Raw genomic sequence first — 24683 nt, forward strand, 5'->3', positions numbered from 1 at the left:
CCAGCCCTGCCTGCTTGAATTCGTTCTAAACTAGATCATTTGACACTAGTTTTTATTTGGGTCATGCACTTCCTGTGCAGCCGAGGGATAGGGCTGCCGAAGGAGGGACGATGATCCGCAAGACAATTCTCGGCGCAAGCTTTGCGCTTCTGGCCGCCTCCGCGACCTTCGCCATCACGCCGGCCGCAGCCACTGAACCGGCCGCAGTCGTCAAGCACTACGCCGAACTGGCGCATGCCAAGTTCGAGGACTCGTCCGCTACGGCCAAGACACTCGATGCCGCCATCGACGCCCTGATTGCAAAGCCCGGCGAAGAAACGCTCAAGGCCGCGCGAGAAGCCTGGATCGCCGCTCGCGTTCCCTATCAGCAAACCGAGGTCTATCGCTTCGGCAACCCAATCGTCGATGAGTGGGAAGGCAAGGTAAATGCCTGGCCTCTCGATGAAGGGCTGATCGACTACGTGGATGCTTCCTACGGTACGGAGAGCGACGAGAATGCGCTCTATGTCGCCAACATCATTGCCCACTCCAAGCTCACCGTGAACGGCGAAGAGATCGACGCGACCAACATCAACCCCGATCTCCTGCGCAGCCTGCACGAGGCCGGTGAAATCGAGGCGAATGTCGCGACCGGCTATCACGCCATCGAGTTTCTTCTCTGGGGCCAGGATCTCAACGGCACGGAGGCCGGCGCGGGCAGCCGCCCCTATACCGACTTCGACACGGCCAATTGCACCAACGGCAATTGCGAGCGCCGCGCCGCCTACCTGAAGGCTGCGTCGGAACTGCTGATCTCCGACCTCGGTGACATGGTCGCGGCCTGGGCTCCCGAAGGAGAAGCAACCAAGGCCGTTACGGCCGATCCGCAGGCCGGTATCCGCTCCGTACTGACCGGCATGGGTTCACTGTCCTACGGCGAACTGGCGGGCGAACGCATGAAGCTCGGGCTGCTGCTGCATGATCCGGAAGAAGAGCATGATTGCTTCTCGGACAACACGCATGCCTCGCATCTGAACGACGCCGTTGGCATCGCGTCTGCCTATACCGGCGAATACACCCGCGTCGATGGAACGAAGATGACCGGGCCTTCGCTGTCGGAGCTGGTCGTCGCCAGGGATGCCGCGCTCGACGCGGAAGTGAAGGGCAAGCTCGAAACAACCGTTGCCGCAATGAACGCATTGGCGGAACGGGCGAAGGGCGGCGAGGCCTATGACCAGATGATCGGCGAAGGCAATGCGGATGGCAATGCCGCCGTGCAGGTCGCCATCGATGGCTTGATCGACCAGACAAAGTCATTCGAGCGCGTCATTGCGTCGCTCGATCTCGGCACGATCGAACTTGAAGGTTCCGACAGCCTCGATAATCCTGACGCGGTGTTCCAATAAGCCATAGGGCACGCATCCGAAACCTAACTGTCCGCAGGACCTGAAGGGGGCCGCCGGTCATCCGCGCGGCCTAGACCACCATGAGAGCGCCCAAAGTCACGAAACTGCTGCTGCCGATCCTGTCGGGCGCGCTCCTTTTGTCTCCACTGATCGCGATCGGCGAAAGCCCGAACTTTCCGACGGAGCGGACGGACCTATCGCCCAAGGACAAGAAGCGGGTTGCCGGCGTAACACGGCCAACATCGGATTTCTCGAAAGCGGAGAACTTCGAATCCATGCAGGGTGGCGCGGCCACCACCAAGGCAATCGTCAACGGCGACGCCTTCTCGCATTTCTCCACCAACCTCACATTCGCGGAAGAAGAGGAATTCAAACTCGGCAACGCGCTGTTCCGCAAGTTGTGGGTTTCGGCGCCCTCCTCGACCCAAGCGTCCGATGGACTGGGACCGCTCTTCAACGCGCGGGCCTGCCAGAGTTGCCATCTGAAGGATGGCCGCGGTCACCCGCCTGAAGGAGCAGCGGACGCGACGTCCATGTTCCTGCGGCTCGCACGACCGCCGCGCACGGAAAAGGAACGTGAAATCCTCGCGCGGCACGAGGCGCTGAACTTTGCGGATTCCACTTATGGCGAACAGCTACAGGATCTCGCGGTCACGGGCATGAAGGCGGAAGGCAAGATGGTGATCTCTTACGAGGAGATCCCCGTCACGCTGGCCGACGGCGAAGTCGTTTCATTGCGCAAGCCGACCTATTCGGTGAAGGACCTGAACTATGGCCCGATGGACCTCGATGTCACCTTGTCGCCAAGGATAGCACCGCCGATGATCGGCATGGGCATGATCCAGGCAATTCATGAGGCCGACATTCTCGCCATGGCCGACCCGGACGACGAGGATGGTGACGGCATCTCCGGAAAACCCGCCATGGTCCGCGACCACCTTACGCAAGAACTGACGCTCGGTCGGTTCGGCTTCAAGGCACAGAATGCATCCGTCAGAGGCCAGTCCGCCTCGGCATTTGCCGGCGATCTCGGCATCTCGAACCCGGATGCGCCGTTCGACCACGGAGACTGCACCACCTCCCAGCCGGACTGCCTGGCACGCCCGACCGGCGCGCAGGAACGGTTGGGGCCGACGGAGGCACCGGACCCAGTATTGCCGCTGGTGACTTTCTACTCCGAAAACCTTGCCGTACCGGCCCGCCGCGAACCCGGCGATGCCAAGGTGCTCCGGGGCAAGGAACTCTTCTACCAGTCCGGCTGCACATCCTGCCACACGCCGAAGTTCGTCACGCGACGCGATGCCGGGAACAAGGCTCACGCCTTCCAGTTGATCTGGCCCTACTCCGACTTCCTGCTGCACGACATGGGCGAAGGCCTCGCGGACGGGCAAGAGGTCGGCGTTGCAGACGGGCGGGAATGGCGCACGCAACCGCTCTGGGGCATAGGCCTTACAAAAACCGTCAACGACCATACCTTCTTCCTTCACGACGGGCGCGCCCGCAACCTCACCGAGGCCGTCCTCTGGCATGGGGGTGAAGCGCGGGTGGCGCGCGATGCCTTCGCCTCGATGGACAAGGACGACAGAACGGCACTGCTCACATTCCTGGAGTCGCTCTGATGCTGAAGACCTTTGCCGCGGCGGCTTTCGCAGCCTTTCTCTCCATACCGGCAGCACTTGCCCAGGAGGAAACCCTGCAACCGACGGTACCGCAGGCATCGGCGATCAGGTCCGTGGTCGCAAAGGCGGTGGACGACTTCATACGGCCGGGCTATCGCAGCTTCCATGGCGCTGCCGGCGAACTGGCCGGGAGCATGGAGACGCTATGCGCCGATCCCTCGCCTGAGACGCTTGCCAAGGCCAGGGAGAGCTTTTCTGCAACTGCCGCAAGCTGGGCCCGCATTGAGATCGTTCGCACAGGCCCGGCGATCGAAAAGAACCGTTTCGAGCGAATCCTCTTCTATCCGGACCGCAAGAGCACAGGCCTGAAACAGGTGCAGGCGCTGCTCGCCAAGCCGGACGAAAGTGCGACCTCCCCAAAGGGCCTCTCCGGCAAGAGTGTTGCCATGCAGGGTTTCGGCGCGCTGGAATTCGTCCTTTCCGGCACTGGTTCGGATGCTCTTGCTTCGGAACCCGACAGCTTCCGGTGCCGCTACGGTCGGGGCGTCGCGACAAACATCGAGCAGATTGCCGCCGAGCTGGTCGCCCTATGGGATGCCCCGGACGGAGTACAAAAGGCCTGGAAGGAGCCGGGTCCGAACAATCCCGTCTTTCGGGACGAACGGGAGGCGATGACGGCGCTTCTCGGCATTCTCGTGCACGGTGCGGAAATGGTCCGCGATCAGCGGATCGAGACGTTCTACAAGGGCAAGGACAAGCCTGCTTTCCCCAAGCAGGCAATCTTCTGGCGGTCCGGCAATACCTGGACAATGATCGAAGGAAACCTGCGGGGCCTGCAGGATTTGGTCAAAGCATCGGGCATGGTCGATCTGCTGGTCGGCTATCAGGACACGATCATAGGCTCCGTCGATTTCATCCTGACGTCGATGCTGCGGGTCACCGGCCAGATGAACGAGAGCATGGAAGCCGTGGTCTCCGACGAAAGGCAGCGGCAGAAACTCGATTTCCTTCTGATCAACGGCCGCGACGTGATCGGCCGCCTGAACGACGACTACGGCGGCGCGATCGGCCTCACCTCCGGCTTCTCCTTCTCGGACGGAGACTGACGTTGAGCTGGCGGAGCGACCTCATCGATCGCCGCAGCTTCATGAGGGCCGCCGGCATCACGTTTGCGGCCGCCCTCGCGCCACGATCCCTGATGGCGCTTGAACGCTCCGACGCGGTCTATGCCTCGGGCTTCCGTGCGCCGGACGGATCCTTCGGTATCGCCACCGTTTCTGAGCGAGGCGAGATCGTCGACCGCATCACTCTGCCCGCTCGCGCCCATGGCATGGCGTTCAGCCCGGTGAGCGGCCGGATCGTCGCCTTCGCGCGTCGCCCGGGCACCTTTGCTCTGGCCTTGCCCATGGCCGGCTCCGGCCAACCCTTCATGATCACAGCACCGGAAGGCCACCACTTCTATGGCCACGGCGCCTTCTCCCCGGATGGTCGCCGCCTCTATGCCAGCGAGAACGACTTCGATGGCAATCTCGGCGTGATCGGAATCTATGACGCCACCGACCGTTTCCATCGCATCGGCGAGTTCGACGCGCATGGCATCGGCACGCACGACATGGCCGTCACCGACGACGGCACGACGATCGTCATCGCCAATGGTGGGATCGAGACCCATCCGGATTTCGGCCGCACCAAGCTCAACCTGGACCGCATGGAACCGTCGCTTGTACTGCTCGATGCGAGGAACGGCGCGCTCATCCAGAAGCATGCATTGCCGCCATCGCTCCGCCAGCTTTCCACTCGGCACGTCGCGGTCGGCGACAACAACCGGATATGGTTCGCATGCCAATGGGAGGGGGCGCGCAACGAATTGCCACCGTTAGCCGGTTGGCTTTCCAAAGGCGAAGACATCGCACTTCTGGACCTGCCGGAAGAAACGACCATCCGGCTGGGCAATTATGTCGGAGCCATCGCCGTCAATCGCCGCGAAGGCCTGGTGGGCCTGACATCGCCTGTTGGCGGCGCGGCCATCACGCTCGATGCAAAGACCGGAGCCTTGCTGAAGGAGGAGATGGTGCGCGATGCAGCCGGTGTCGCACCGGCCGCCCAGGGCATCGCCGTGTCGTCCTATGGCGGCCGCTTCAACCAGACCCGCAGCGGGGTTGCCTGGGACCAGCACATCGCGCGGATCACCTAGCCTCTGGCGCGGGCCGGACCCGGCCCTATATCCGGCGCATGAAAAAAACGCTCACCTACATCATCTTCATCGCCATCGTCATCGGCTTGGGTGCCTTAAGCGGCGTCAGCAACGCACCCGGCGATTGGTACCAATCCCTCGTCAAGCCGTTCTTCCAGCCACCGCCGTGGATCTTCGCCCCAGTCTGGACCACGCTTTACGTGCTGATCGCCATTGCCGGCGCCCGCACCTGGCTGCAATCGCCGGCGTCGGGTCGGATGCAGGTCTGGTTCATGCAGATGATCCTGAACTTTCTGTGGTCGCCCGCCTTCTTCGGGGCCCAAAGCCCGATCCTCGGGCTCGTCGTCATCATTCCGATGCTGGCTGCCGTCCTCGCTTTCATCTCCCTCGCCTGGAAAGTGGACCGCATCAGTGCTTGGCTCTTCATTCCCTATCTCGCCTGGGTGAGCTTCGCCACTCTGCTCAACCTGTCGATCGCGCTCCTAAACTGACCGCGCGGCGTCCGGCGGCTTGCCGAACGGGTCTCGACATGCCAATTTCGCAACTGCGAAGAGGCAGGCATGAACAACATCGATACCCAAAATTTCCGCGAACGCATCCGGCGGAGCTTTGACCGCCAGGGCGCCATGAAGACGATCGGCGCAGAACTCACGCGCGTCGAGCAGGCGATGGTGGAAATCGAGCTGCCCTTCGATCCGAAGCTGACGCAGCAGCACGGGCTGCTGCATGCGGGCGTGATATCTGCGGCGCTCGATGCCGCCGGCACCTATGCCGCGTATACGACGGTCGAGCCGGACGTTTCGCTCCTCACCATCGAGTTCAAGGTGAACCTGATGTCGCCGGGCCGGGGCGATCGCTTCCTCTTCCGCGGCGAGATCACCAAACCGGGCTCCACCATCATCGTTGCGGACGGCCGCGCCTATGCCATCAGCGATGGCCCAGCCAAGCTGATCGCTTCGATGACCGGCACGATGATGGTCATCCGCGGGCGCGAGGATATCGTCGAATGACGCATGAACTCACGAAGGTAGGCGACCGCTCCATTCTGTTCGTCATGGCGGTGGATGCGGAATACGGCCCGCATCTTCGCCGGCGGATCGCGCCCCTCATGACCGGCGTCGGCCCGGTGGAAGCCGCCGTCTCGCTTACCTATACGCTCACGACGCTGCATGCCTCGCAGAAGCTCCCCCATCTCGTCGTGTCGCTCGGTTCCGCCGGCTCGCGGAGCCTGGAACAGACGGGCGTCTATCAGGTTGCCTCCGTCGCCTATCGTGACATGGACGCCTCGCCGCTCGGTTTCGAGCGCGGCCGGACACCCTTTCTGGACCACCCTGCCGTGATCGAATTGCCGTATGCTGTGCCGGGCATTCCATCCGCATCGCTCTCGACGGGAGGAAATATCGTTTCCGGCGGGAGTTACGACCACATCGAGGCAGATATGGTCGATATGGAGACATATGCCATCCTGCGCAGCTGCCACCTGTTCGGCCTGCCACTCATCGGCTTGCGCGGCATCTCGGATGGCAAGGAAGAACTGAAACATGTCGGTGACTGGACGGAGTACCTCCATGTCGTCGACGAGAAGTTGGCGGCAGCCGTCGATCGTCTCGCGAGAGCGCTCGAGAACGGCGAATTGCGCCTCTGACGCAGTTGCCAGCCAGCCAACTTTTCTTTAAAGGCTCGCCATGACCCAGACAGCCCATCCCGACAGCATCCTCATCATCGATTTCGGCAGCCAGGTGACGCAGCTGATTGCGCGCCGCATCCGCGAAGCGGGTGTCTATTGCGAAATCCACCCCTTCCAGAACGCGGCCGAGGCTTTCAACAAGCTGGCACCCAAGGGCGTGATCTTTTCCGGCGGCCCGGCTTCGGTCACGGCTGAGGGAAGCCCGCGCGCGCCGCAGGCGGTGTTCGATAGCGGTGTGCCGATCCTCGGCATCTGCTATGGGCAGCAGACCCTCTGCACCCAGCTTGGTGGCGTTGTCGAAGGCGGCCATGCGGCGGAATTCGGACGTGCCGATGTCGAGGTCAAGTCGGCAAGCCCGCTGTTCGAAGGTTTTTGGGAAAAGGGTGGCCGCTACCCGGTCTGGATGAGCCATGGTGACCGCGTTACCAAGCTGCCGGAAGGCTTCGAGGTGATCGCCACCTCCGAGAATGCGCCGTTCGCAATCGCCGCCGACGAGAGCCGTCACTACTACACCACCATGTTCCACCCGGAAGTGGTGCATACGCCCGACGGCGCCAAGCTGCTCTCCAACTTCGTGCATAAGATCGTCGGCCTGAAGTCCGATTGGACGATGGCAGCATACCGCGCCGAGATGATCCGCAAGATCAAGGACCAGGTCGGTAGTGAACGCGTCATCTGCGGCCTGTCGGGCGGCGTCGACAGCTCCGTCGCGGCCGTCCTCATCCATGAAGCAATCGGCGACCAGCTGACCTGCATCTACGTCGATCATGGGCTGATGCGTCAGGGCGAAAGCGAGCAGGTCGTCGGCATGTTCCGCGACCACTACAATATCCCGCTTGTCCATGTGGAAGCGTCCGACCTGTTCCTGACCCAGCTTGCCGGCGAGAGTGACCCGGAAGTGAAGCGCAAGACGATCGGCCGCCTGTTCATCGAAGTGTTCGAAGCGGAAGCTGCCAAGATCGCCGCAGACGGCAAGGGTTCGCCGCGCTTCCTCGCGCAGGGCACGCTCTACCCCGATGTCATCGAAAGCGTCTCCTTCTCCGGCGGTCCGTCGGTAACGATCAAGAGCCACCACAATGTCGGTGGCCTGCCCGAGCGCATGAACATGAAGCTCGTGGAGCCGCTGCGCGAGCTCTTTAAGGACGAGGTCCGCGCGCTCGGCCGCGAACTCGGCCTGCCGGAAAGCTTCATCGGCCGTCACCCGTTCCCGGGTCCGGGCCTCGCGATCCGATGCCCTGGCGCCGTCACCCGCGAGAAGCTCGACATCCTGCGCAAGGCGGATGCGATCTATCTCGACGAAATCCGCAAGGCCGGTCTCTACGACACGATCTGGCAGGCCTTTGCCGTGCTCTTGCCGGTGCAGACGGTCGGCGTCATGGGCGACCACCGCACCTACGACTTCGTCTGCGCCCTGCGGGCCGTCACCTCGGTCGATGGCATGACGGCGGATTTCTACCCGTACGACATGAACTTCCTCGGCCGCACGGCGACCCGCATCATCAACGAGGTGCGCGGCATCAACCGGGTTGTCTACGACGTGACGTCCAAGCCGCCCGGCACGATCGAGTGGGAATAAGGGATTGATGCCCCGCTGAATACAACAGACCTGCGGAGGGCTTTGGCCCTCCGTTTTCGTTAGGCCGTCGAGCCTCTAAAACCCAAGCGACTGTTGGGCCGGCTCCGGCGGACCAAGACGCACACCTTCCAGTTCCAGCATCCGGGTCTTCGACATGCCTCCGCCGGGCGCGGAAAAGCCGCCCAGCTTTCCACCGGCGGCCAGTACGCGGTGGCAGGGGATGATCAGCGCCACCGGGTTCTTAGCCATCGCCTGGCCGACATCGCGCGCCGCTTCCGGTCCAGCGCCCAGTTCCTTTGCGAGCGTTCCATACGTAGTCGTATGGCCCCAGCCAACATTGCGGGCGGCGGAATAGATCCGCCGGAAGAATTCGTCCTGATCCCGAAGGTCCAGAACGAGATGGGAGAAATCGACGCGCTCGCCAGCGAAATAGCGTTTCGTCGCGGCAATGGCGTCTTCGATATGCGCCGGCGGCGTTCCGCGCTCCGCCTTCGGCAGACGCCGCAAGAACAGGCGTTCCGTCGCTGCCTCGTCCGCTGTCGGCAGCTGGAAGCGGGTGATGCCGACGTCGTTCCATGCAATGCCGCAGAAGCCGCCTTGCGTTTCGAAGATGGTATATCGATGTATGGCCATGGCCAGCCTCCTCAACTGCCAGCTCCTCAACTGATTGCCGCCAGAATCGCGCCATGAGGCTCGTGGCGCAACCCGGTTCTTGCGTCCAGAAGCTATCTAGGCCGAAAGCCAGTCCCGGATCGCCAGTTCATCCGCTTCCACAAGCTCGTGGCCGGCATCCATTCGCCGCTCCTCGATCGTGGCGCCTGCCGCAGCGAGTTGTTCCTGCAAGCCCTTAGCGTAGGGGCCGTACAGGTCGAGCTTCCCAGTCAGCATCAAGGCCTTGGCATCCGAAAGGTCTGCCGGCGGCGGATTGTCATCCAGGACCTTCATCGCTCTCAGAAGCACGGCGTGCCGGACCAACTGAGGATGAAGCTGCATGACGGCGCCGAGCATGTTGGCGCCATTGGAGTAACCCAGAAAGGTCAGCCGGGCCGGGTCGACGCCATAGGCCGCGGGGAGATCCTCCACGAATGCCGCAAAGGCTTTCGCCTCCGACAGGATGTCCTTCTGGTCGAAGCGGTTCATACCGAAACGTCGGAAGAAGCGGGCAACGCCCTCCTCGGTTGATCGTCCGCGCACACCAATCAGCGTCGCGTTCGGCATCAGCCGCCGCCCCATCGGCAACAGGCTCGTTTCGTTTCCACCCGTTCCATGCAGCAGCACAAGCGCGGACCCGTCGGGCGCGTCCGGTACATGGATACGGTGCACGAAAGGCAGGTCGCGATAGACGGTGCGCAGCTCGCCCGGCAGTCCGAACTGCGGCAACACCACATCGAGGTCAGCTTTGTCCTTGAGAAAATGCGGCGGTATGAACAGATCGGAGCCGAGGCTCTCCAGCGGCTCGTCGATGGCGAACCCCGGACCGTCGGTTGCCACCTCGATCAACGTCCCGGAGGGCTCCCGGACATAGAGCGAATAAAAGTATGTCCGGTCGTGAACGACTGTGGCGCCGAGACCCGCCGTACCAAGCGCACCATGAAGCGCTTCGACTTCATCCCGGTCCCGGGCGCGAAAGGCAACGTGGTCGATAGTCCCGGTGCCGGGTGCTGCGGTCCAGAACCCGGACGCATCGCGGATGTCGATGATATCGCCGGACAGGGAGGTCATGCGCTGAAGGCCGCCCTCTTCCGGCCCCGCGGAAAAGCCGATGTACCGCTCCAGGAAACCCATGGTCTCCTTCGGCTTCTCGGACCAGATGGTTGCCCCGCGCAACCGCTGGATGGCGTCGCCTTCGGTTATTCCGGGCACGATCCATGGCGATGCGTTTTCGATCAGGTCCGTGCCCACGAGCTTGACGATGATGCCGTCGGGGTCCGTCAGGCGCAGGACCGGCTCGCCAAACTCCTGGCTCGGGCCCGCCACCGTCACATTGAACTGCAGGGCCCGGGTGAGCCAGAAGCCTATGGCTTGCCGGGAAATGGCAAACGATACCTCGGCGGGGGCACCATGCCCCACGCGACCGGGCGAGCCGTCCTCCCAGACAAGAAATGTCACGAGGGAACCGGGCGAGGCGAGAGATGAAGCTGCGTCGCGTCCTCGAAGCCCGCCGTGCGCTTCACCAGGCGTAGCCCGAGAAAGCCCGCATAGAAGTCGACATTGTCCTGCACCTTGCGGGTAATCAGCGTGACGTGGTGTATGCCTGAGGGCACTGCGGCTTCCTTTCATGATTGTGGCTTCGCACTGTGCATGAAGGAAGGAAGCAGAAAAAGCCGTCCCGCGGCAACTCACCGTTCACCGGCTGTCGCAGCGACAAAATAATTCAAAGATGTGTCGGAACAGGTCCATGCGGTGCGTCCTCCGGATCCGCCAAGCAAGGAGGATTACCTATGGCCATGTTACAGAAGATCGTGCCGCATCTCTGGTTCGAGGAAAAGATCGAGGAGGCTGTAAACTTCTACGTCGATCTGTTTCCGAATTCCCGCATCAACAGCATCTCCTATTACGGAGACGCCGGCCCTGGGCCAAAGGGATCCGTGCTGACTATGGATTTCGAACTGGATGGACAGAACTTTGTGGCCATCAATGGTGGCCCCTATGCAAAGTTCAACGCTGCCGTCTCTTTCCTCGTCCATTGCGATACGCAGGACGAAATCGACCGGCTCTATGGCAGGTTGCTGGAGGGCGGCGGTCAGGAACAGCAGTGCGGCTGGTTGGCAGACCGTTTCGGCGTCGTCTGGCAGGTCAATTACCGACGCATACCGGAAATACTTACCGATCCGGATGCGGAGCGTACGAACCGCGTGGTACAGGCGATGCTTTCCATGAAGAAAGTCGATATCGCCGCCTTGGAGAAGGCCTATCAAGGCTGAGGTCGTTTGACCGCGACTTCAGCCTGAGTGCCTACCTCAACCTCCCGGTGCCGGGAGGTCAGCGCGACAGACCATCAATAGCCTGCCCTGGATGTCGAGCGGCAGATGCCGCGCGACAATTAGATCTGGTCGAACGCCTTGGGGTCGATACCGAGGATCGCGAGGTCGCGCCTTGCAGGCCTGCGATGGTTCTCGACAGCGCTCGAAGCGTTGATCGCGGCGCCGAAGACTGCGAAGGCGCGACCGATGAAACCGCCGGAAATTGCCTTGCGTGTGCTGGACATGTTTTGCTCCTTTTTGTTGTCCTCAATGTGGGCGCGAGCAGGCGTTTGTGCAATGCACAAGGCAACAACGGAGCTATGCTCAGGAAGCATGGCGCTTTCTGATCCAGGTCAATGCTTGCGCAATCCATGTTCGGCTTGATATCCGTTTCTCCAGATAATTGGAGGCTGGCTTTGAACACGACGATCTACGGAATCAAGAACTGCGACACGATGAAGAAGGCCCGCACCTGGCTGGAGCAGAAGGGCGTTGCCTACGACTTCCACGACTACAAAAGCCAAGGCATCGACCGGACCCATCTGGAGCGCTGGATAGACGCTGCCGGCTGGGAGACAGTGCTCAACCGCGCAGGCACGACCTTCCGCAAGCTGGACGAGACGGCCAGGGCCGATCTCGACCGTGACAAGGCGATCGGCCTGATGCTGGCGCAGCCCTCGATGATCAAGCGGCCCATACTGGAAGCAGACGGCAAGATCATCGTCGGCTTCAAACCTGAATTTTACGAACCGCACTTATCCTGAGTTCCGCCATGTCGAAAGCCACGCGCGCGACACAAGCTCTTTCAAAAGCCGGCATTTCCTTCACCACGGCCACCTACGACTACGATCCCAATGCGGATCGCATCGGACTGCAGGCCGCCGAAGCAATCGGCGAAGCGCCACACAGGGTGCTCAAGACCCTGATGGCAGAGGTGGATGGCCGGCCGGTCTGCGTCGTCGTCCCGTCCGATCGGGAAGTCAGCATGAAGCGGCTGGCCGCAGCCTTCGGCGGCAAGGCGGCCAGCATGATGAAACCGGCGGATGCGGAACGCGTGACCGGCTACCATGTCGGCGGCATCAGCCCTTTCGGGCAGAAGAAGCCGGTCCCGACAGCGATGGAGGTATCCGCTCTCGCCGAGCCGCACGTCTACATCAACGGGGGACAGCGCGGCCTTCAGGTTCGGCTTTCACCGCAGGACGCGCAGTCGGCGCTAAAGGCGGTTGCTGCGCCGCTCGTCGCCGAATAGCTTCAAACGTCGGTCAAAGAGTACTATCTCTGACGCAACCGTGCAGACAGGACAGTGAAGACGATGAACATTCAATCCGAAATCAAGACCGCAGTCGATCCGATCAAGCTCGACAAGCTGGCCGAAGTGGCCGTGAAAGTGGGCCTCCAGCTCAAGCACGATCAGGACCTCGTCATCACGGCGCCGCTCGCGGCCCTGCCGCTCGTCCGACTGGTCACCAAGCACGCCTATTTGGCGGGCGCAGGCCTCGTCACCACGTTCTATGCCGATGAGGAATCCACGCTGGCACGCTACGCCCATGCGTCAGACAGCAGCTTCGACAGGGCCTCCGGCTGGCTCTACGAAGGCATGGCGAAGGCCTATGCCAATGGCGCGGCACGGCTCGCCATCGCGGGCGACAACCCTATGCTGCTCGCCAGCCAGGATCCCGCCAAGGTGGCGCGCGCCAACAAGGCGAATTCCATGGCCTACAAGCCGGCGCTGGAGAAGATTTCCAATTTCGACATCAACTGGAACATCATCTCCTATCCCAACCCGTCATGGGCAAAGGTCGTGTTCCCTGACCTTCCGGAGGACGAGGCCGTGTTCCGGCTCGCAGAGGCAATCTTTGCCGCCTCGCGCGTCGATCTCGCCGACCCAGTCGCCGCATGGGCGCAGCATAATGCGAACCTCGCAAAGCGCTCCTCATGGCTTAACGGCGAGCGGTTCTCCGCGCTGCAATTCACCGGCCCCGGCACGGACCTGACGGTCGGGCTTGCCGATGGCCATGAATGGCATGGCGGCGCCTCGACAGCCAAGAACGGCATTACCTGCAACCCGAACATTCCGACTGAAGAAGTCTTCACCACGCCGCATGCGCTGAAGGTTGAAGGCCATGTCTCCTCGACCAAGCCGCTGTCGCACCAGGGAACCCTGATCGACAACATCCAGGTACGGTTTGAAAGCGGTCGTATTGTTGAAGCAAAGGCTTCCAGGGGCGAAGAAGTGCTCAATCGGGTACTCGACACGGACGAAGGTGCACGACGCCTCGGCGAAGTGGCGCTCGTTCCGCATTCCTCGCCGATCTCGGCAAGCGGCATTCTCTTCTATAATACACTGTTCGACGAGAACGCCTCATGCCACATCGCGCTCGGCCAGTGCTATTCGAAATGCTTCCTGGATGGCGCATCGCTCAGCCAGGACCAGATCAAGGCACAGGGCGGCAATTCCAGCCTCATCCACATCGACTGGATGATCGGCTCCGACAAGGTCGATATCGATGGCATCCGGCCAGACGGATCGAAGGCGCCGGTGATGCGCCAGGGCGAATGGGCCTGATCCTGCCTCGCCCATCCCTTCCAGGGATGGGCTGCCGCCCGCCGGGCAAGCGCTGCGGTCAGCGGTAGTAGATGATCCTTCCGCCATTGGCGGCCGTCCGCACCCAGAGCACATTATGCGGGGCGATATTGCGTCGTGCGAGCGCCTGCAGCAGGGCGGGATCACGCGCCACGACGGCCTGCGCTATCCGTATCTGGGCCGGGAACTCGTAGTGCGATGCGTCGCGCTCATCCTCCCAATGTCCCCGCCGGACAGAGAGCGCCAGCACACCGTCATTGTAGTTCCTGCCGAAGAGGAAAACCGAAAGCTCGCTCTGGCCGGCCATTGCCGGTGTTGCTGCTGCAGCCGGGCCGAACAGGCAAGCTGCAACCACCGCAGCGAAAACTCTTCTCATGATGACGTCTCCTGGCCTGATGACGCGCCCCGCATTGCCGGTGCAAATGGCACCGCCGCGTCCGCGCTTCTCCATCAATAAAGTAGGCCAGGCACCGCGATTTTAAATGGGGCGCGGCGTCCGCCATCGATAATCAGAACAGGCTTCCCTGTTTTGGCGGGTCTCCGGGCGACTGGGTATTTGGCGAGGCTTTCGGCGCCGCCTTCTTCCGCACGACATCCTGCGCGGCAGGTGGCGCGAAACCACCGTCCGGCGCCTCGCCCGCGGCGACCTCCACGCGGCCATCGGCGAACTCGATCGACAGGGCCTGGCCGGCGGCTATTGCGGCTGCGCGTGTCAGCGGCTTGTCGGCGGCATCCCTCACCACGGCATAGCCGCGCTTCAGGACATTCTTGTAGGAGAGTGACTGCAACACTCGATCCTGCGAAACAATGGCTGCGCGGCTTCGCGCAAGGGTGTTCGAGACGGCGGTATCCGCATGCCTGGCCAGCGACGAGAGGCGCAGCCGCTCACGCTGAAGGTGACCAAGAATGCGAGCAGGTAGCGCCGAAAGCGCGGCATCCGCCCGCTCGACCCTGCTCCTTTCCCGCAGCATGTGACGCTCCAGGCAACGCTCCTTGCGCAGCACCTGCTCGCCGACGAAGCGGCGTCGCTCGGCAACGCGGTTGGTCAGAAGGTCGAGGCGAAGCCCGGCCGTCGCCTGTTCCAGGCTCCGTCGCTTGACGACCGTCGTGCGCTCCAGCCCCCGTCCCAACCCGGCAGCCGCCTCGTCGAAACGGCGACGCGGCAGGGCCAGCAATTGATCGAGAGAGGGCAGCGCCCGCACCAGCCCACGCACAGACTGGCGACGCTGATCCATATGACGGCTCGCGGAACCCCGCAGCCTTGCTGCAAGGCCCGCAAGCTGTGCCTCAAGCTCCGCCTTGACCGGGACCGCCATCTCGGCAGCGCCGGTCGGCGTTGGTGCCCGGACATCGGCGGCGTGATCGATCAGCGTCCAGTCCGTTTCATGGCCGACTGCCGAAATCAGCGGAATGGCGCTATCCGCGGCGGCCCGCACGACGATCTCGTCGTTGAAACTCCACAGGTCCTCGAGGCTGCCCCCGCCGCGTGCCACGATCAAAAGGTCAGGGCGCGCGATCGGCCCGTCCGGCAACAGCGCATTGAAGCCGCTTATGGCGGCAGCCACCTCCTCGCCCGATCCTTCGCCCTGGACCTTTACCGGCCAGACGACGACATGGACCGGGAACCGGTCGGTGATCCTGTGCAGGATATCCCGGATGACCGCCCCCGTCGGCGATGTGACGACACCGATGACGCGCGGCATGAACGGCAGCGGCCGCTTGCGCGCCTGGTCGAACAAGCCTTCCGCCGCCAGTCGGCGCTTCCGCTCTTCCAGCAACGCCATCAGCGCGCCGGCGCCGGCCGGCTCAAGACTCTCGATGACGATCTGGTATTTCGACGAGCCGGGAAAGGTCGTTATCTTTCCGGTGGCAATGACCTCCATCCCCTCCTCGGGGCGGAACTTGATGCGCGGGAAAGTGCCCTTCCAGATCACGGCGTCGATGCGGGATCTGTCGTCCTTCAGGCCAAAATAGGCATGGCCGGAGGAGTGCTGACCACGATAGCCGGAGATTTCACCACGCACCCGCACGTGATCGAAGGCCGTCTCCATGGTCCGCTTGATCGAGCCCGAAAGCTCCGAGACCGAGAGTTCGACGAGGTTGCTGGGGGAATCCTTGGCGGCGAACGTGTTCATTTCTTCCTTCTATAGGAAGACAGAGGCGATTTCACCTCCCTGACGCTGTCGTTCATGGGGATGAATGGAGTTCGTCCTTCTTCGGCCACCGAGATTTCCATGGACGCCGGCGGCGTTCGACCTACTTCGGAAAGGCGGCAACAGCGGCGTCGCACCCATTGTTGCAAGGAAAGACACGGCTCATGTCGACCAACACACTCTTCCTCCGCTTCAGCGATCAGCAGGAAGCTTGTGCTGTCCTCAAGGAGATCGGCATCAAATGCTGTGCCGATGGGAACGAGGTTCTTCGGCTTCCCTGTGACGGTCAGGTCGGCGGGATCCATTACACACTCGACCTTTTGTTCGCCTCCGGGACGCTCCACCACCCGACGGACGAGACTGCCTCCTTCGAAGGCGAACCCATCGCATTGACAAGGCCGACACCTGGCTTCCACGTCAACTTGTCATGGGACGGTCCGGTGCCCGACGCACTCCGCTCCCATCTCTTCAGCGCGGCAAATCTCACCTCATTCCCGTAGAAACAATTCCAATGCGTCACGACCCCGCGATGACGCGATAAATGCGGAAGCCTCCATCGGTTTCGCCGAGGGGTTGGAGATAGGCCGGAACCTCTCCCCTCGAGAGGGCGGCATAAAACCCATCCGGCTTCATCCCGACGAGAGACCGGGTCTGCGGATCGCTGGCGCAGAATGCAACGTAGGTCACGCCGGCGCCATCCAGAAAGGCTCTCGCCTCATCCGGCGGCGCCAAGCCGATGTGAAGTTCCGTCAGCATTCCGGCCTGGTTCCGGTGATAGGGGGCCGTCAGCACCCGGTGATTGGTGAAGCGAAGGATTTCCGCACCGCTGTTGGAGGGTGCCACCACCACACCCGACGACTGCCCGGCCAATTGCACTATACCCCCATCGGTCGCACATTCGCCGCGTTCCGGCCGTGCGCCGCTGTCCTGGGTGATCGTCTCAATGCCGATCGGCTCCTCCAGCCCCTTGGCGACCAGCACGCCTGCGAGCGCCCAAACGGCAGGCACGGCGGCAAGCACCGTGACCACGTAGGCGAAAGCGGCATTGGCATTTTCAGGTTCGGCCTGCGAGCCTCGCCGCAGGTCGCTGATCAACAGCGACAGCGGCAGAATGGCCAGCAGGTTGGCAAAGAAGAAACCGCGCACCTGCACGAGTGCGATTGCCCAGTTCACACCGATCAGGACGAGCAGCACAAGGTGCGGCTCCCGATCGTCACCCTGAATGGCGCGGAAAAGGCAGACCGCGATGGCCAGAAGCCCGACGGCATAGAAGCCGCCCACTCCCTGCGGCTGCCCCTGCACGAGATCCCGGAAGGACTGGGCTTCCGTGACCGCGCTTAGCCAGAGTTCGACGAGCATCGGATCGAGACCCGCAAGCGGACTGGCGAGGCATTGCGGCGCGATGACAACGGCCGATGCGAGGAGCACCGCACCGACACCCGCACCGATCCCTAACCGGACCGCGCGAATGTCCGTTCGCGGCAGAGAGCTCGCCACGGTGAGCAGCAACCCGCCCATGGCGGAAAGGGCATAAAAGCCGAGCGAGAGGCTGTCGCAGGTGACCACGCCATAGGCCTGTGGCGGAACGGTGAGAAAGAACACGAGCGAGATCGTCAGCGTCAGGGCCACGCCGAAGGCGCGTGCGGCGGCAGCCATCGGCGCCCCGTGCCAGATCCACTGGAGCGAGACGCACAGGCAGGCTGCGGCAACGAAGGGCACGGTCTCGGCCCCTATCGCTATCGCCAGGGCGCAGGCAGCTCCCGCAACCGCGTAAGCCGACTGTCGGCGCTCCGGATCGACCAGCATGGCCGCGACCCAGATCGCCAGTACCAACTGGACATTGTGATGATCGATCGAGCCGGGGTGGAAGCGAATGCAGGTGAAGGCGAAGAGGCAGCCCAGCCCAAGCCCGACATGCATGGCGACAGGGCCGGCAAGCCATCGGGCAGCAAGGCCTATCGGATAGATCAGCAGCGGGATCAGCAACAGCGGCCAGATGACCAGCGCCACGGCTTCCGCCTGTACCTGCGACAGGAAAAGTGAACCCAGGCCGATCAGCAATCCAATCGGCAAGTCGACGAGACGCGACCAATGCATCGGCGTGCCGTCTTCCAACCCAAGCCGGTATTGCGTGAGATCGAACCAGCCCTGGCCGCCCAACAGGTCCCTCACCTGCACAAGCCGCATCACATCGTCGTTGTCGCGACCGACATAGTCGGTGGCCGACGGGATAAAGAAAGCCAGCAGGGCCAGGATGGTCACCAGGGCATAGAGCCCGGCTAGCAGCAAGGGTCGGCTTGAAATCGGCAGTCTTGAAGGCCGGTTTTCCTGGCGGCTTCCGGCCATGGCGTGTGTCATATCGGTCTTGGCTTTTCGTTTCCCTGAAGCCGGAAACGTAGCTTTAACCTTCCCAAGAAATAGTAAAGCCAGTCGCGCCGGCTAAACCGCGCCGATTTTCTGGGTAACGAGTGAAAATCATGACAACCGGCCCTCTGGATATCGCCATTCTGCTGCCCTGCTACAACGAAGCGGCCACCATTGCCGATGTGGTGCACCGGTTCCGCGAAGCGCTGCCATCGGCGCGGGTCTTCGTCTACGACAACAATTCGACCGACGGCACGGCTCTCAAGGCGATGCTGGCCGGCGCCCATGTCGTGCGAGAGCGCCGTCAGGGCAAAGGCCATGTGGTGCGCCGCATGTTTGCCGATATCGACGCCGATATCTATGTCATGGCCGATGGCGACGGCACCTACTCTCCCGCCGATGCAGAAGAACTTATCCGCACGCTTCTGACCGAGGGTGCCGACATGGTGGTCGGCACGCGACGCGGCGTTCTTGCCGATGCCGGTCGCCAGGGGCACGCCGCCGGCAACCGCCTGTTCAACCTTCTCTACCGGGCGATCTTCGGGCGCGGCTTCACCGATATCTTTTCCGGCTACCGCGCCTTCTCCCGTCGTTTCGTGAAAAGCTTCCCAGCCGTTTCCGCAGGCTTCGAAATCGAGACGGAGATGTCAGTGCATGCTTCACGGCTGAAATTGCCGGTGAGCGAAATCGAGCTGCATTACGGTCGCCGGCCGGAGGGCTCGCAGTCAAAACTCTCCACCTTCACGGACGGCCGCAAGATCCTCTGGATGTTCGCCATGCTGATGAAGGAGACGCGTCCCTTCGCCTTCTTCGGCATCATCAGCGGTACGATCATGGCGGCAAGCGTTGCTTTCATGCTGCCCGTGCTGGCCGAGTATTTCCAGACCGGCTACGTCAGCCGCGTTCCGACCTGGATCCTGTCCATGGCGCTGATGATGGTGTCCCTGCTGATCTTCACCGCCGGCCTCATCCTCGACTCCGTCTCGCGGGGCCGCAACGAGCAACTGCGCCTGCACTACATGAGCCTGCCTCGGATCAGCGACAGGGACACGGCTGATCTTCTGCTCAGGCCGGCTGATGAAGGCTCCCGCACGGTTGATGCCGCATGAAACGACTGCTCTGGTTCGTTGTTGCAGGCGGCACCGGCTTTACCATCGATGCGGGGCTGACCCATCTGCTGCTGGCCTTGACCTCCATCGGGCCATTCGCGGCACGTGTACCGGCCATCATGGTGGCAATGACCGCCACATGGTTCCTCAACCGCAAGTTCACATTCGGCCGCTCGTCGGCATCACTCGTCACGGAAGGCTTCCGCTATTGGGCGGTCGGCATCACCGCCGCCCTTCTCAACTACGCGGTCTATTCGGCATTGATCTACCGGCTGCCCGAACTGCAGCCGGTAGCGGCCATCGTCTTCGCGTCGCTCGCCGCCATGGCCTACAGCTTCTTCGGCTATTCCCGCTTCGTCTTTCGTCGCTAGACGGCTTCCCAGCCATCGTGCTCGCTGGCGCGGTAGATGGCATCTATGAATTTCTGGTTCTTCAGTGAGTTTTCAAGCGACACCACCTCGACCGCTTCACCCGCCACCGCGCGCGTGAAGGTTTCCACCTGGCGGCGATACTGGCGGCTGTCCTGGAAGCGGAAGATCTGCGATTCCGAATGCTTCTGGTTGGTAAGCTCGACCTCCTCGGCACCCCAACGATCCGCGTTGAACGGAGACTTCACCTCGATAAAGCCCTCAGTGCCGTGGAAGACCATGACCTGCCGGTTGGCCATCTGGGTCGCTACGTAGAAGCTCATCTCGAAGTCGCCGAAGTCGGCCTTCACGCTGGAATAGATGTCCGTGCCGAATTCCGGATCACGCTCCGTCACCGCCTGGATGCGCAGTGGCTCCTTCTGCGTCACGAAGCGCGTTGTGATCGTCGGATAGACGCCGATATCCGGGAGCGCTCCGCCTCCCAATTCCGGGATGTTGCGCATGTTGGAGGCGTCACGGTTGAAATAGGTAAAAGCGCCCTGCACATGGCGCAGCCGCCCGATCGCACCCTCGGCGATCAGCTCGCGCACCTTCAGCCAGACGGGTGCATAGGTCACCATGAAGGCTTCCGAAATCAGCACCTTGTTGCGATCGCGCGCTGCGATCAGCGTCTCTATCTCGCTCGCCTTCAAGGCAATCGGCTTTTCCGACAGAACATGCTTGCCGGCATCGGCGGCCTTGATCGACCACTCGACGTGCTGGCTCGTCGGCAGCGGGATATAGACGGCATCGATGACGTCGGAGGCGAGCATCTCCTCGTAGGAGCCGAAGGCATGCTGCACCGAGAAGCGGTCCGCCATGGCCCGGGCCTTGGAAAGGTCGCGGCTGGCAATCGCCGTCACCACGCAATTCTCGGCATCCTGGATCGCCGGAACGACAAGCTCCCGGCCGATCTTGGCCGTCGACAGAATTCCAAAGCGTAACATGGTTGACCTCCCTAACCTCGAATATTGCCGAACAATATGGGCGCACCTGCCCAGATGCAACGGAGGAAGCGGACGGATCGGTACGCTTCAACAATTCGCACTTTGACAGACGCACGTCACGCCATACATTTGTGAGGGCCGGCATTCGCCGGATCAGATTTTCGGAGATCTCATGGAAAAGCGCGCCCTCGGCCGGACCGGCCTCTCGATTGCGCCGATCGTTTTCGGCGGCAATGTTTTCGGATGGACGGCGGACGAGAAGACGTCCTTCAACCTGCTAGACCGCTTCTTCGCGGCCGGCTTCAACACAATCGACACCGCAGACGTCTATTCGGCCTGGGTGGATGGCCATGTGGGCGGCGAGAGCGAGGCCATCATTGGCAAGTGGCTGAAGCGGAGCGGAGTTTCGCGCGATCAGGCGGTGATCGTCACCAAAGTCGGCTTCGACAACAGAGGCAGCAAGACTGGCCTGTCGGCAAAGTGGATCACTGAAGCCGTGGACGCCTCATTGAAGCGGCTCGGAACCGACTATATCGATCTCTACCTTGCTCATAAGCCGGATGACGAAACGCCGCATGAGGAGACGCTGGCTGCCTTCAGTCGCTTGAAGCAGGAGGGCAAGATCCGCGCCATCGGCTGCTCCAACTTCGATGCCGCCCAGTTGCAGGAGACCTTGGATACGGCGGCCCGTGAGAACCTGCCTCGCTATGACGTCATCCAGCCGGAATACAATCTCCATACCCGCGACAAGTTCGAAGGCCCGCTCGCGGAGCTCTGCATACGCGAGGACATCGGCGTCATCAGCTATTATGCGCTGGCTGCAGGCTTTCTCACCGGCAAGTACAGGAGCAAGGAAGACACCGAAGGCTCCGCACGAGGCTACCGGGTCGGCGACTACCTTGACGACAAGGGTTTCCGCATTCTGGCGGCACTGGACGAGATCGCCGTCGAGACGGATGCCGAACCGGCTTCCATCGCACTGGCCTGGCTGATCCGGAAGCGTGGCCTCACGGCGCCAATCGCCAGCGCGACCAGCCTTAGCCAGCTGGAGACGATGATCGAGGCCGGCGAACTGGTGCTTTCCGATGACCAGATGAAACTCCTCGACGAGGCGGGAGCGTAAGCCGTGACTAACCCATCGCGTGTCGTTGTTCGCGGGGCGAGGCCAGACGACGAGGCTGCCTGGCGCAAGCTTTGGTCCGACTACCTCACCTTCTACGAACTGACGCTCGATCCTGCGATCACCGACGCCACCTGGGCAAAGGCCATGAGCGACCGGTCGGCGATCTTCATGCGGGTGGCCGAGTCGGACGGCAGCGTGGTAGGCTTCACGCTGTCCCTGACCCATGAGGGCACCTGGATCAGCAACCTCGACTGCTACCTCGAAGACCTCTTCGTCGACGAGGCTGCGCGGGGCAAGGGTGCCGGCCGCGCGCTCCTCGACGACCTGGTTGCGCTTTGCCGGCAAAACGGCTGGTCTCGCCTCTACTGGCATACCGCCGAGAACAACAAAGCCGCACGAAAGCTCTATGACAGCTATGTAGAGACCGACGATCACATTCGCTATCGCATCGAATTTTGAGCGAGGACAATGCCATGAAGACCAGACAGCTGGGACCGCACCTCACCGTTTCCGCGATCGGACTCGGCTGCATGGGCATGAGCCATGCCTATGGTGGACAGGACGAACAGGACTCGATCCGGACACTGCATCGCGCCGTCGAACTTGGCGTCAACTTCTTTGATACCGCAGAAGTCTACGGCCCATTCGAAAACGAGATCCTCGTCGGCAAGGGCCTGAAGCCGTTCCGCGACAAGGTGGTGATCGCCACGAAGTTCGGTTTCAGGATCGACACGACCGCTCGGGATGCGAAGGCCATGTCCGGCGTCGACAGCCGACCGGAACATGTCCGAGCGGTTGCCGAAGCCTCGCTGAAGCGGCTCGGCATCGAGGTGATCGATCTCTTCTACCAGCATCGCGTCGATCCGACTGTCCCGATCGAGGATACCGTGGGGGCCATGGCGGACCTTGTCACGCAAGGCAAGGTGCGGGCGCTGGGGCTCTCGGAAGCCGGCGCGGATACGATCCGTCGCGCCCATGCCGTCCACCCGATCTCCGCTCTCCAGAGCGAATATTCTCTCTGGACCCGTGAGCCGGAGGGAGACGTCCTCGACACCTGCCGCGAACTTGGCATTGGCTTCGTTCCCTTCAGCCCTCTCGGGCGCGGTTTCCTCACCGGCAAGATCCAGAAGCTGGAAGAGCTCGGCGACGACGACTTCCGCCGGACCCTGCCCCGCTTCAGCGCCGAGAACATGGCGGCCAATGCCTCGCTCATCAAACTGCTGGAGGAGATGGCGGAGGAGAAAGGTGTCACGGCCGCCCAACTGGCGCTCGCCTGGGTTCTTCACCAGGGAGACTTCATCGTGCCCATCCCCGGCGCTCGCAAGATCCCTCACCTCGAACAGAACGTGGCGGCGACGGAGATCTCGCTGTCAGCGGACGAGGTCAAACGGCTCGGCGAGCTTCTCGCACCGGAAAAATTCTCCGGCAAGCGCTATTCCGATGCGGCAGCAGCAATGGTCAACCGTTAGGAACAGTGGACTGGCTGCTCCGCCGCCCTATACTTTTTTAGCGGAAGAGGAGGAGCTCAGGCATGTCAGAAGAGCAGGCAGTCCAGGCCGTCGTACATCTTTACGTGGACGGAATGACCTTTGCGCACGAAGGTGCGCTCAGAAAGGCATTCCACCCGAAGGCGTCCATCATCGGCAATTATCAGGGGGCCGTCGAATGGCTCTCGCTCGACGAATTCATCACCGCGGTTGCCGATGAAGGTTCGGCGCCCGCCGGCACGCAACCACTCATCCAGATCGAGACGCTCGACGTCACAGGTGACGCCGCGACCGTCAAGGTGGTCGACGAGATGTCCGGCGTGCGCTTCTCCGACTATCTGTCACTACTCAAGATCGACGGCCGGTGGTTGATCGTCAGCAAGCTCTACCACCTGCATAGCTGATCACGCTGCGGCTTGCGGCATTCGAAGCTTCGGGAAGCCCTCGTAAAGATGCGAGTGGTCACCCTCGTGATTGGCCATGCCGGCTTTGGTCAACACGCCGCGCGGCTCCGCATAGCTCATGATGCGCCGTACCGGTCGTTCGTGCCACTGGATGTTGAACGCCCAGAGCTTTGGAAAGAAGCATAGCGAGGCATACGGCAGACGGTCGTGGATCCACCAGGCCAGCTTCTGCCAATCTCCTTCATGGTCATGATTGTCGATCAGCCAGGGCACGACGATGCATGCCGTTGCGCCTATGAAGCCATCCGCGTCGCGCAGGTCCCAGATATGGTCGGCGGACGATGCGGCATTCGTTGCGCAGTTCAGCTTGTTCCTGTTGCCGAACTCGTTGACCTTTGCAGCACGATAACCGGAGCGCAGATGCAAGCGTCCGAATGTAGCCTGCAGCGGTTCCAGCAGTTCCTCGCAAAGGTGCCTGCCGGTCTCGATCGCGAGGTCAGGATCATCGGGCACATTGGGTATGCCGTGGACCGCAGCGATCTCCGAAAACAGGAAATCGCGGAAGAAGAAATTTTCTGACAGCCGTATCCGGCCGAGTTCTTCCAGACCCTTCATCGATTGCGGCGTCCGCATGCGTGTCTCCCAAACGAAAAAGCCTGCTCCGAAGAGCAGGCTATCTCT

The 24683-nt window shown here is 62.1% G+C and carries 26 protein-coding genes and 1 pseudogene; 19 read left to right on the forward strand and 8 right to left on the reverse strand.

Going from position 1 to position 24683, the window contains the following annotated elements:
- Positions 1–110: 110 nt before the first annotated feature.
- The 8 genes from LH464_RS03430 (at position 111) to guaA (ending at position 8461) form a co-directional block, all read left to right on the forward strand.
- Positions 111–1385: an imelysin family protein gene (locus LH464_RS03430; RefSeq protein ID WP_226784972.1), complete on the forward strand. Its 1275-nt coding sequence runs from the start codon at positions 111–113 to the stop codon at positions 1383–1385.
- A gap of 80 nt (positions 1386–1465) precedes the next feature.
- The gene (locus LH464_RS03435; protein ID WP_226784973.1) at positions 1466–3004 is read left to right on the forward strand and encodes a di-heme oxidoreductase family protein; all 1539 of its coding nucleotides are present in this window, start codon (positions 1466–1468) and stop codon (positions 3002–3004) included.
- A complete protein-coding gene (locus LH464_RS03440; RefSeq protein ID WP_226784974.1) occupies positions 3004–4110 on the forward strand; it encodes an imelysin family protein in 1107 nt (368 codons plus the stop codon). Before LH464_RS03435 ends, LH464_RS03440 begins: the two co-directional genes overlap by 1 nt.
- Positions 4111–4151: 41 nt before the next feature.
- Complete coding sequence (locus LH464_RS03445; protein WP_226785082.1) at positions 4152–5198, forward strand: DUF1513 domain-containing protein; 1047 nt, start codon at positions 4152–4154, stop codon at positions 5196–5198.
- 38 nt (positions 5199–5236) lie between these two features.
- Positions 5237–5689: a TspO/MBR family protein gene (locus tag LH464_RS03450; RefSeq protein ID WP_226784975.1), complete on the forward strand. Its 453-nt coding sequence runs from the start codon at positions 5237–5239 to the stop codon at positions 5687–5689.
- A gap of 69 nt (positions 5690–5758) precedes the next feature.
- Positions 5759–6208: a PaaI family thioesterase gene (locus LH464_RS03455; RefSeq protein ID WP_226784976.1), complete on the forward strand. Its 450-nt coding sequence runs from the start codon at positions 5759–5761 to the stop codon at positions 6206–6208.
- On the forward strand, positions 6205–6843 hold the full coding sequence (locus tag LH464_RS03460; RefSeq protein ID WP_226784977.1) for a 5'-methylthioadenosine/S-adenosylhomocysteine nucleosidase: 639 nt from the start codon (positions 6205–6207) through the stop codon (positions 6841–6843). Before LH464_RS03455 ends, LH464_RS03460 begins: the two co-directional genes overlap by 4 nt.
- Before the next feature lie 40 nt (positions 6844–6883).
- Positions 6884–8461, forward strand: a complete 1578-nt coding sequence (guaA, locus tag LH464_RS03465; protein ID WP_226784978.1) for a glutamine-hydrolyzing GMP synthase — start codon at positions 6884–6886, stop codon at positions 8459–8461.
- 75 nt (positions 8462–8536) lie between these two features.
- Here guaA and LH464_RS03470 read toward each other — a convergent pair whose 3' ends face one another.
- The gene (locus LH464_RS03470; protein WP_390624913.1) at positions 8537–9094 is read right to left on the reverse strand and encodes a methylated-DNA--[protein]-cysteine S-methyltransferase; all 558 of its coding nucleotides are present in this window, start codon (positions 9092–9094) and stop codon (positions 8537–8539) included.
- 96 nt (positions 9095–9190) lie between these two features.
- A pseudogene (locus LH464_RS03475) lies at positions 9191–10725 on the reverse strand (VOC family protein).
- 177 nt (positions 10726–10902) lie between these two features.
- On the opposite strand from LH464_RS03475, the gene LH464_RS03480 reads away from it, so the two are divergent.
- Entirely contained in the window at positions 10903–11385 is a 483-nt protein-coding gene (locus LH464_RS03480; RefSeq protein WP_226784979.1) for a VOC family protein, read from the forward strand.
- Positions 11386–11504: 119 nt separating this feature from the next.
- Here LH464_RS03480 and LH464_RS03485 read toward each other — a convergent pair whose 3' ends face one another.
- A complete protein-coding gene (locus tag LH464_RS03485) occupies positions 11505–11669 on the reverse strand; it encodes a hypothetical protein (RefSeq protein ID WP_226784980.1) in 165 nt (54 codons plus the stop codon).
- A 171-nt stretch (positions 11670–11840) separates the two neighbouring features.
- On the opposite strand from LH464_RS03485, the gene LH464_RS03490 reads away from it, so the two are divergent.
- From LH464_RS03490 to LH464_RS03500, 3 genes are all read left to right on the forward strand, one after another.
- On the forward strand, positions 11841–12188 hold the full coding sequence (locus tag LH464_RS03490) for an ArsC family reductase (RefSeq protein WP_226784981.1): 348 nt from the start codon (positions 11841–11843) through the stop codon (positions 12186–12188).
- Between the two features lie 8 nt (positions 12189–12196).
- Positions 12197–12673 (forward strand): Cys-tRNA(Pro) deacylase, encoded by a 477-nt coding sequence (gene ybaK, locus LH464_RS03495; RefSeq protein ID WP_226784982.1) that lies wholly within the window; start codon positions 12197–12199, stop codon positions 12671–12673.
- 63 nt (positions 12674–12736) lie between these two features.
- A complete protein-coding gene (locus LH464_RS03500; protein ID WP_226784983.1) occupies positions 12737–13990 on the forward strand; it encodes an aminopeptidase in 1254 nt (417 codons plus the stop codon).
- Positions 13991–14048: 58 nt separating this feature from the next.
- Here LH464_RS03500 and LH464_RS03505 read toward each other — a convergent pair whose 3' ends face one another.
- Together LH464_RS03505 and xseA are read right to left on the reverse strand one after the other, a co-directional pair.
- The gene (locus tag LH464_RS03505) at positions 14049–14384 is read right to left on the reverse strand and encodes a hypothetical protein (RefSeq protein WP_226784984.1); all 336 of its coding nucleotides are present in this window, start codon (positions 14382–14384) and stop codon (positions 14049–14051) included.
- Between the two features lie 133 nt (positions 14385–14517).
- Positions 14518–16143, reverse strand: a complete 1626-nt coding sequence (gene xseA, locus LH464_RS03510; RefSeq protein WP_226784985.1) for an exodeoxyribonuclease VII large subunit — start codon at positions 16141–16143, stop codon at positions 14518–14520.
- 182 nt (positions 16144–16325) lie between these two features.
- Here xseA and LH464_RS03515 point away from each other — a divergent pair, with 182 nt between their 5' ends.
- Positions 16326–16661: a hypothetical protein gene (locus LH464_RS03515; RefSeq protein WP_226784986.1), complete on the forward strand. Its 336-nt coding sequence runs from the start codon at positions 16326–16328 to the stop codon at positions 16659–16661.
- A 16-nt stretch (positions 16662–16677) separates the two neighbouring features.
- Here the strand turns inward: LH464_RS03515 and LH464_RS03520 are convergent, their stop codons facing one another.
- On the reverse strand, positions 16678–18507 hold the full coding sequence (locus tag LH464_RS03520; protein WP_226784987.1) for a hypothetical protein: 1830 nt from the start codon (positions 18505–18507) through the stop codon (positions 16678–16680).
- A gap of 131 nt (positions 18508–18638) precedes the next feature.
- Here LH464_RS03520 and LH464_RS03525 point away from each other — a divergent pair, with 131 nt between their 5' ends.
- A complete protein-coding gene (locus LH464_RS03525) occupies positions 18639–19634 on the forward strand; it encodes a glycosyltransferase (RefSeq protein WP_315859575.1) in 996 nt (331 codons plus the stop codon).
- The gene (locus LH464_RS03530; RefSeq protein ID WP_226784988.1) at positions 19631–20005 is read left to right on the forward strand and encodes a GtrA family protein; all 375 of its coding nucleotides are present in this window, start codon (positions 19631–19633) and stop codon (positions 20003–20005) included. The genes LH464_RS03525 and LH464_RS03530 overlap by 4 nt, the downstream gene beginning before the upstream one ends.
- Here the strand turns inward: LH464_RS03530 and LH464_RS03535 are convergent.
- Positions 20002–20988 carry a Gfo/Idh/MocA family protein gene (locus LH464_RS03535; RefSeq protein WP_226784989.1) on the reverse strand — a complete coding sequence of 329 codons (987 nt, stop codon included), beginning with the start codon at positions 20986–20988 and terminating at the stop codon, positions 20002–20004. The two genes, LH464_RS03530 and LH464_RS03535, sit on opposite strands and share 4 nt — an antisense overlap.
- Before the next feature lie 172 nt (positions 20989–21160).
- Here LH464_RS03535 and LH464_RS03540 point away from each other — a divergent pair, with 172 nt between their 5' ends.
- From LH464_RS03540 to LH464_RS03555, 4 genes are all read left to right on the forward strand, one after another.
- Positions 21161–22111 carry an aldo/keto reductase gene (locus tag LH464_RS03540; protein ID WP_226784990.1) on the forward strand — a complete coding sequence of 317 codons (951 nt, stop codon included), beginning with the start codon at positions 21161–21163 and terminating at the stop codon, positions 22109–22111.
- A 3-nt stretch (positions 22112–22114) separates the two neighbouring features.
- Positions 22115–22570 carry a GNAT family N-acetyltransferase gene (locus LH464_RS03545; protein ID WP_226784991.1) on the forward strand — a complete coding sequence of 152 codons (456 nt, stop codon included), beginning with the start codon at positions 22115–22117 and terminating at the stop codon, positions 22568–22570.
- Between the two features lie 14 nt (positions 22571–22584).
- Positions 22585–23580 (forward strand): aldo/keto reductase, encoded by a 996-nt coding sequence (locus tag LH464_RS03550; protein ID WP_226784992.1) that lies wholly within the window; start codon positions 22585–22587, stop codon positions 23578–23580.
- A 62-nt stretch (positions 23581–23642) separates the two neighbouring features.
- Positions 23643–24002, forward strand: a complete 360-nt coding sequence (locus LH464_RS03555) for a nuclear transport factor 2 family protein (protein ID WP_226784993.1) — start codon at positions 23643–23645, stop codon at positions 24000–24002.
- Here LH464_RS03555 and LH464_RS03560 read toward each other — a convergent pair whose 3' ends face one another.
- The gene (locus tag LH464_RS03560; RefSeq protein ID WP_226784994.1) at positions 24003–24635 is read right to left on the reverse strand and encodes a hypothetical protein; all 633 of its coding nucleotides are present in this window, start codon (positions 24633–24635) and stop codon (positions 24003–24005) included.
- Between the last annotated feature and the right edge of the window lie 48 nt (positions 24636–24683).

Source organism: Pseudorhizobium xiangyangii, assembly GCF_020531965.1.
GTDB classification, from domain to species: domain Bacteria; phylum Pseudomonadota; class Alphaproteobacteria; order Rhizobiales; family Rhizobiaceae; genus Neorhizobium; species Neorhizobium xiangyangii.

Coding starts and splice junctions, on each gene's coding strand:
- LH464_RS03430 (WP_226784972.1), top strand. CDS start 111: ATGATCCGCAAGACAATTCTCGGCGCAAGCTTTGCGCTTCTGGCCGCC.
- LH464_RS03435 (WP_226784973.1), top strand. CDS start 1,466: ATGAGAGCGCCCAAAGTCACGAAACTGCTGCTGCCGATCCTGTCGGGC.
- LH464_RS03440 (WP_226784974.1), top strand. CDS start 3,004: ATGCTGAAGACCTTTGCCGCGGCGGCTTTCGCAGCCTTTCTCTCCATA.
- LH464_RS03445 (WP_226785082.1), top strand. CDS start 4,152: ATGAGGGCCGCCGGCATCACGTTTGCGGCCGCCCTCGCGCCACGATCC.
- LH464_RS03450 (WP_226784975.1), top strand. CDS start 5,237: ATGAAAAAAACGCTCACCTACATCATCTTCATCGCCATCGTCATCGGC.
- LH464_RS03455 (WP_226784976.1), top strand. CDS start 5,759: ATGAACAACATCGATACCCAAAATTTCCGCGAACGCATCCGGCGGAGC.
- LH464_RS03460 (WP_226784977.1), top strand. CDS start 6,205: ATGACGCATGAACTCACGAAGGTAGGCGACCGCTCCATTCTGTTCGTC.
- guaA (WP_226784978.1), top strand. CDS start 6,884: ATGACCCAGACAGCCCATCCCGACAGCATCCTCATCATCGATTTCGGC.
- LH464_RS03470 (WP_390624913.1), bottom strand. CDS start 9,094: ATGGCCATACATCGATATACCATCTTCGAAACGCAAGGCGGCTTCTGC.
- LH464_RS03480 (WP_226784979.1), top strand. CDS start 10,903: ATGGCCATGTTACAGAAGATCGTGCCGCATCTCTGGTTCGAGGAAAAG.
- LH464_RS03485 (WP_226784980.1), bottom strand. CDS start 11,669: ATGTCCAGCACACGCAAGGCAATTTCCGGCGGTTTCATCGGTCGCGCC.
- ybaK (WP_226784982.1), top strand. CDS start 12,197: ATGTCGAAAGCCACGCGCGCGACACAAGCTCTTTCAAAAGCCGGCATT.
- LH464_RS03500 (WP_226784983.1), top strand. CDS start 12,737: ATGAACATTCAATCCGAAATCAAGACCGCAGTCGATCCGATCAAGCTC.
- LH464_RS03505 (WP_226784984.1), bottom strand. CDS start 14,384: ATGAGAAGAGTTTTCGCTGCGGTGGTTGCAGCTTGCCTGTTCGGCCCG.
- xseA (WP_226784985.1), bottom strand. CDS start 16,143: ATGAACACGTTCGCCGCCAAGGATTCCCCCAGCAACCTCGTCGAACTC.
- LH464_RS03515 (WP_226784986.1), top strand. CDS start 16,326: ATGTCGACCAACACACTCTTCCTCCGCTTCAGCGATCAGCAGGAAGCT.
- LH464_RS03520 (WP_226784987.1), bottom strand. CDS start 18,507: ATGGCCGGAAGCCGCCAGGAAAACCGGCCTTCAAGACTGCCGATTTCA.
- LH464_RS03525 (WP_315859575.1), top strand. CDS start 18,639: ATGACAACCGGCCCTCTGGATATCGCCATTCTGCTGCCCTGCTACAAC.
- LH464_RS03530 (WP_226784988.1), top strand. CDS start 19,631: ATGAAACGACTGCTCTGGTTCGTTGTTGCAGGCGGCACCGGCTTTACC.
- LH464_RS03535 (WP_226784989.1), bottom strand. CDS start 20,988: ATGTTACGCTTTGGAATTCTGTCGACGGCCAAGATCGGCCGGGAGCTT.
- LH464_RS03540 (WP_226784990.1), top strand. CDS start 21,161: ATGGAAAAGCGCGCCCTCGGCCGGACCGGCCTCTCGATTGCGCCGATC.
- LH464_RS03550 (WP_226784992.1), top strand. CDS start 22,585: ATGAAGACCAGACAGCTGGGACCGCACCTCACCGTTTCCGCGATCGGA.
- LH464_RS03555 (WP_226784993.1), top strand. CDS start 23,643: ATGTCAGAAGAGCAGGCAGTCCAGGCCGTCGTACATCTTTACGTGGAC.
- LH464_RS03560 (WP_226784994.1), bottom strand. CDS start 24,635: ATGCGGACGCCGCAATCGATGAAGGGTCTGGAAGAACTCGGCCGGATA.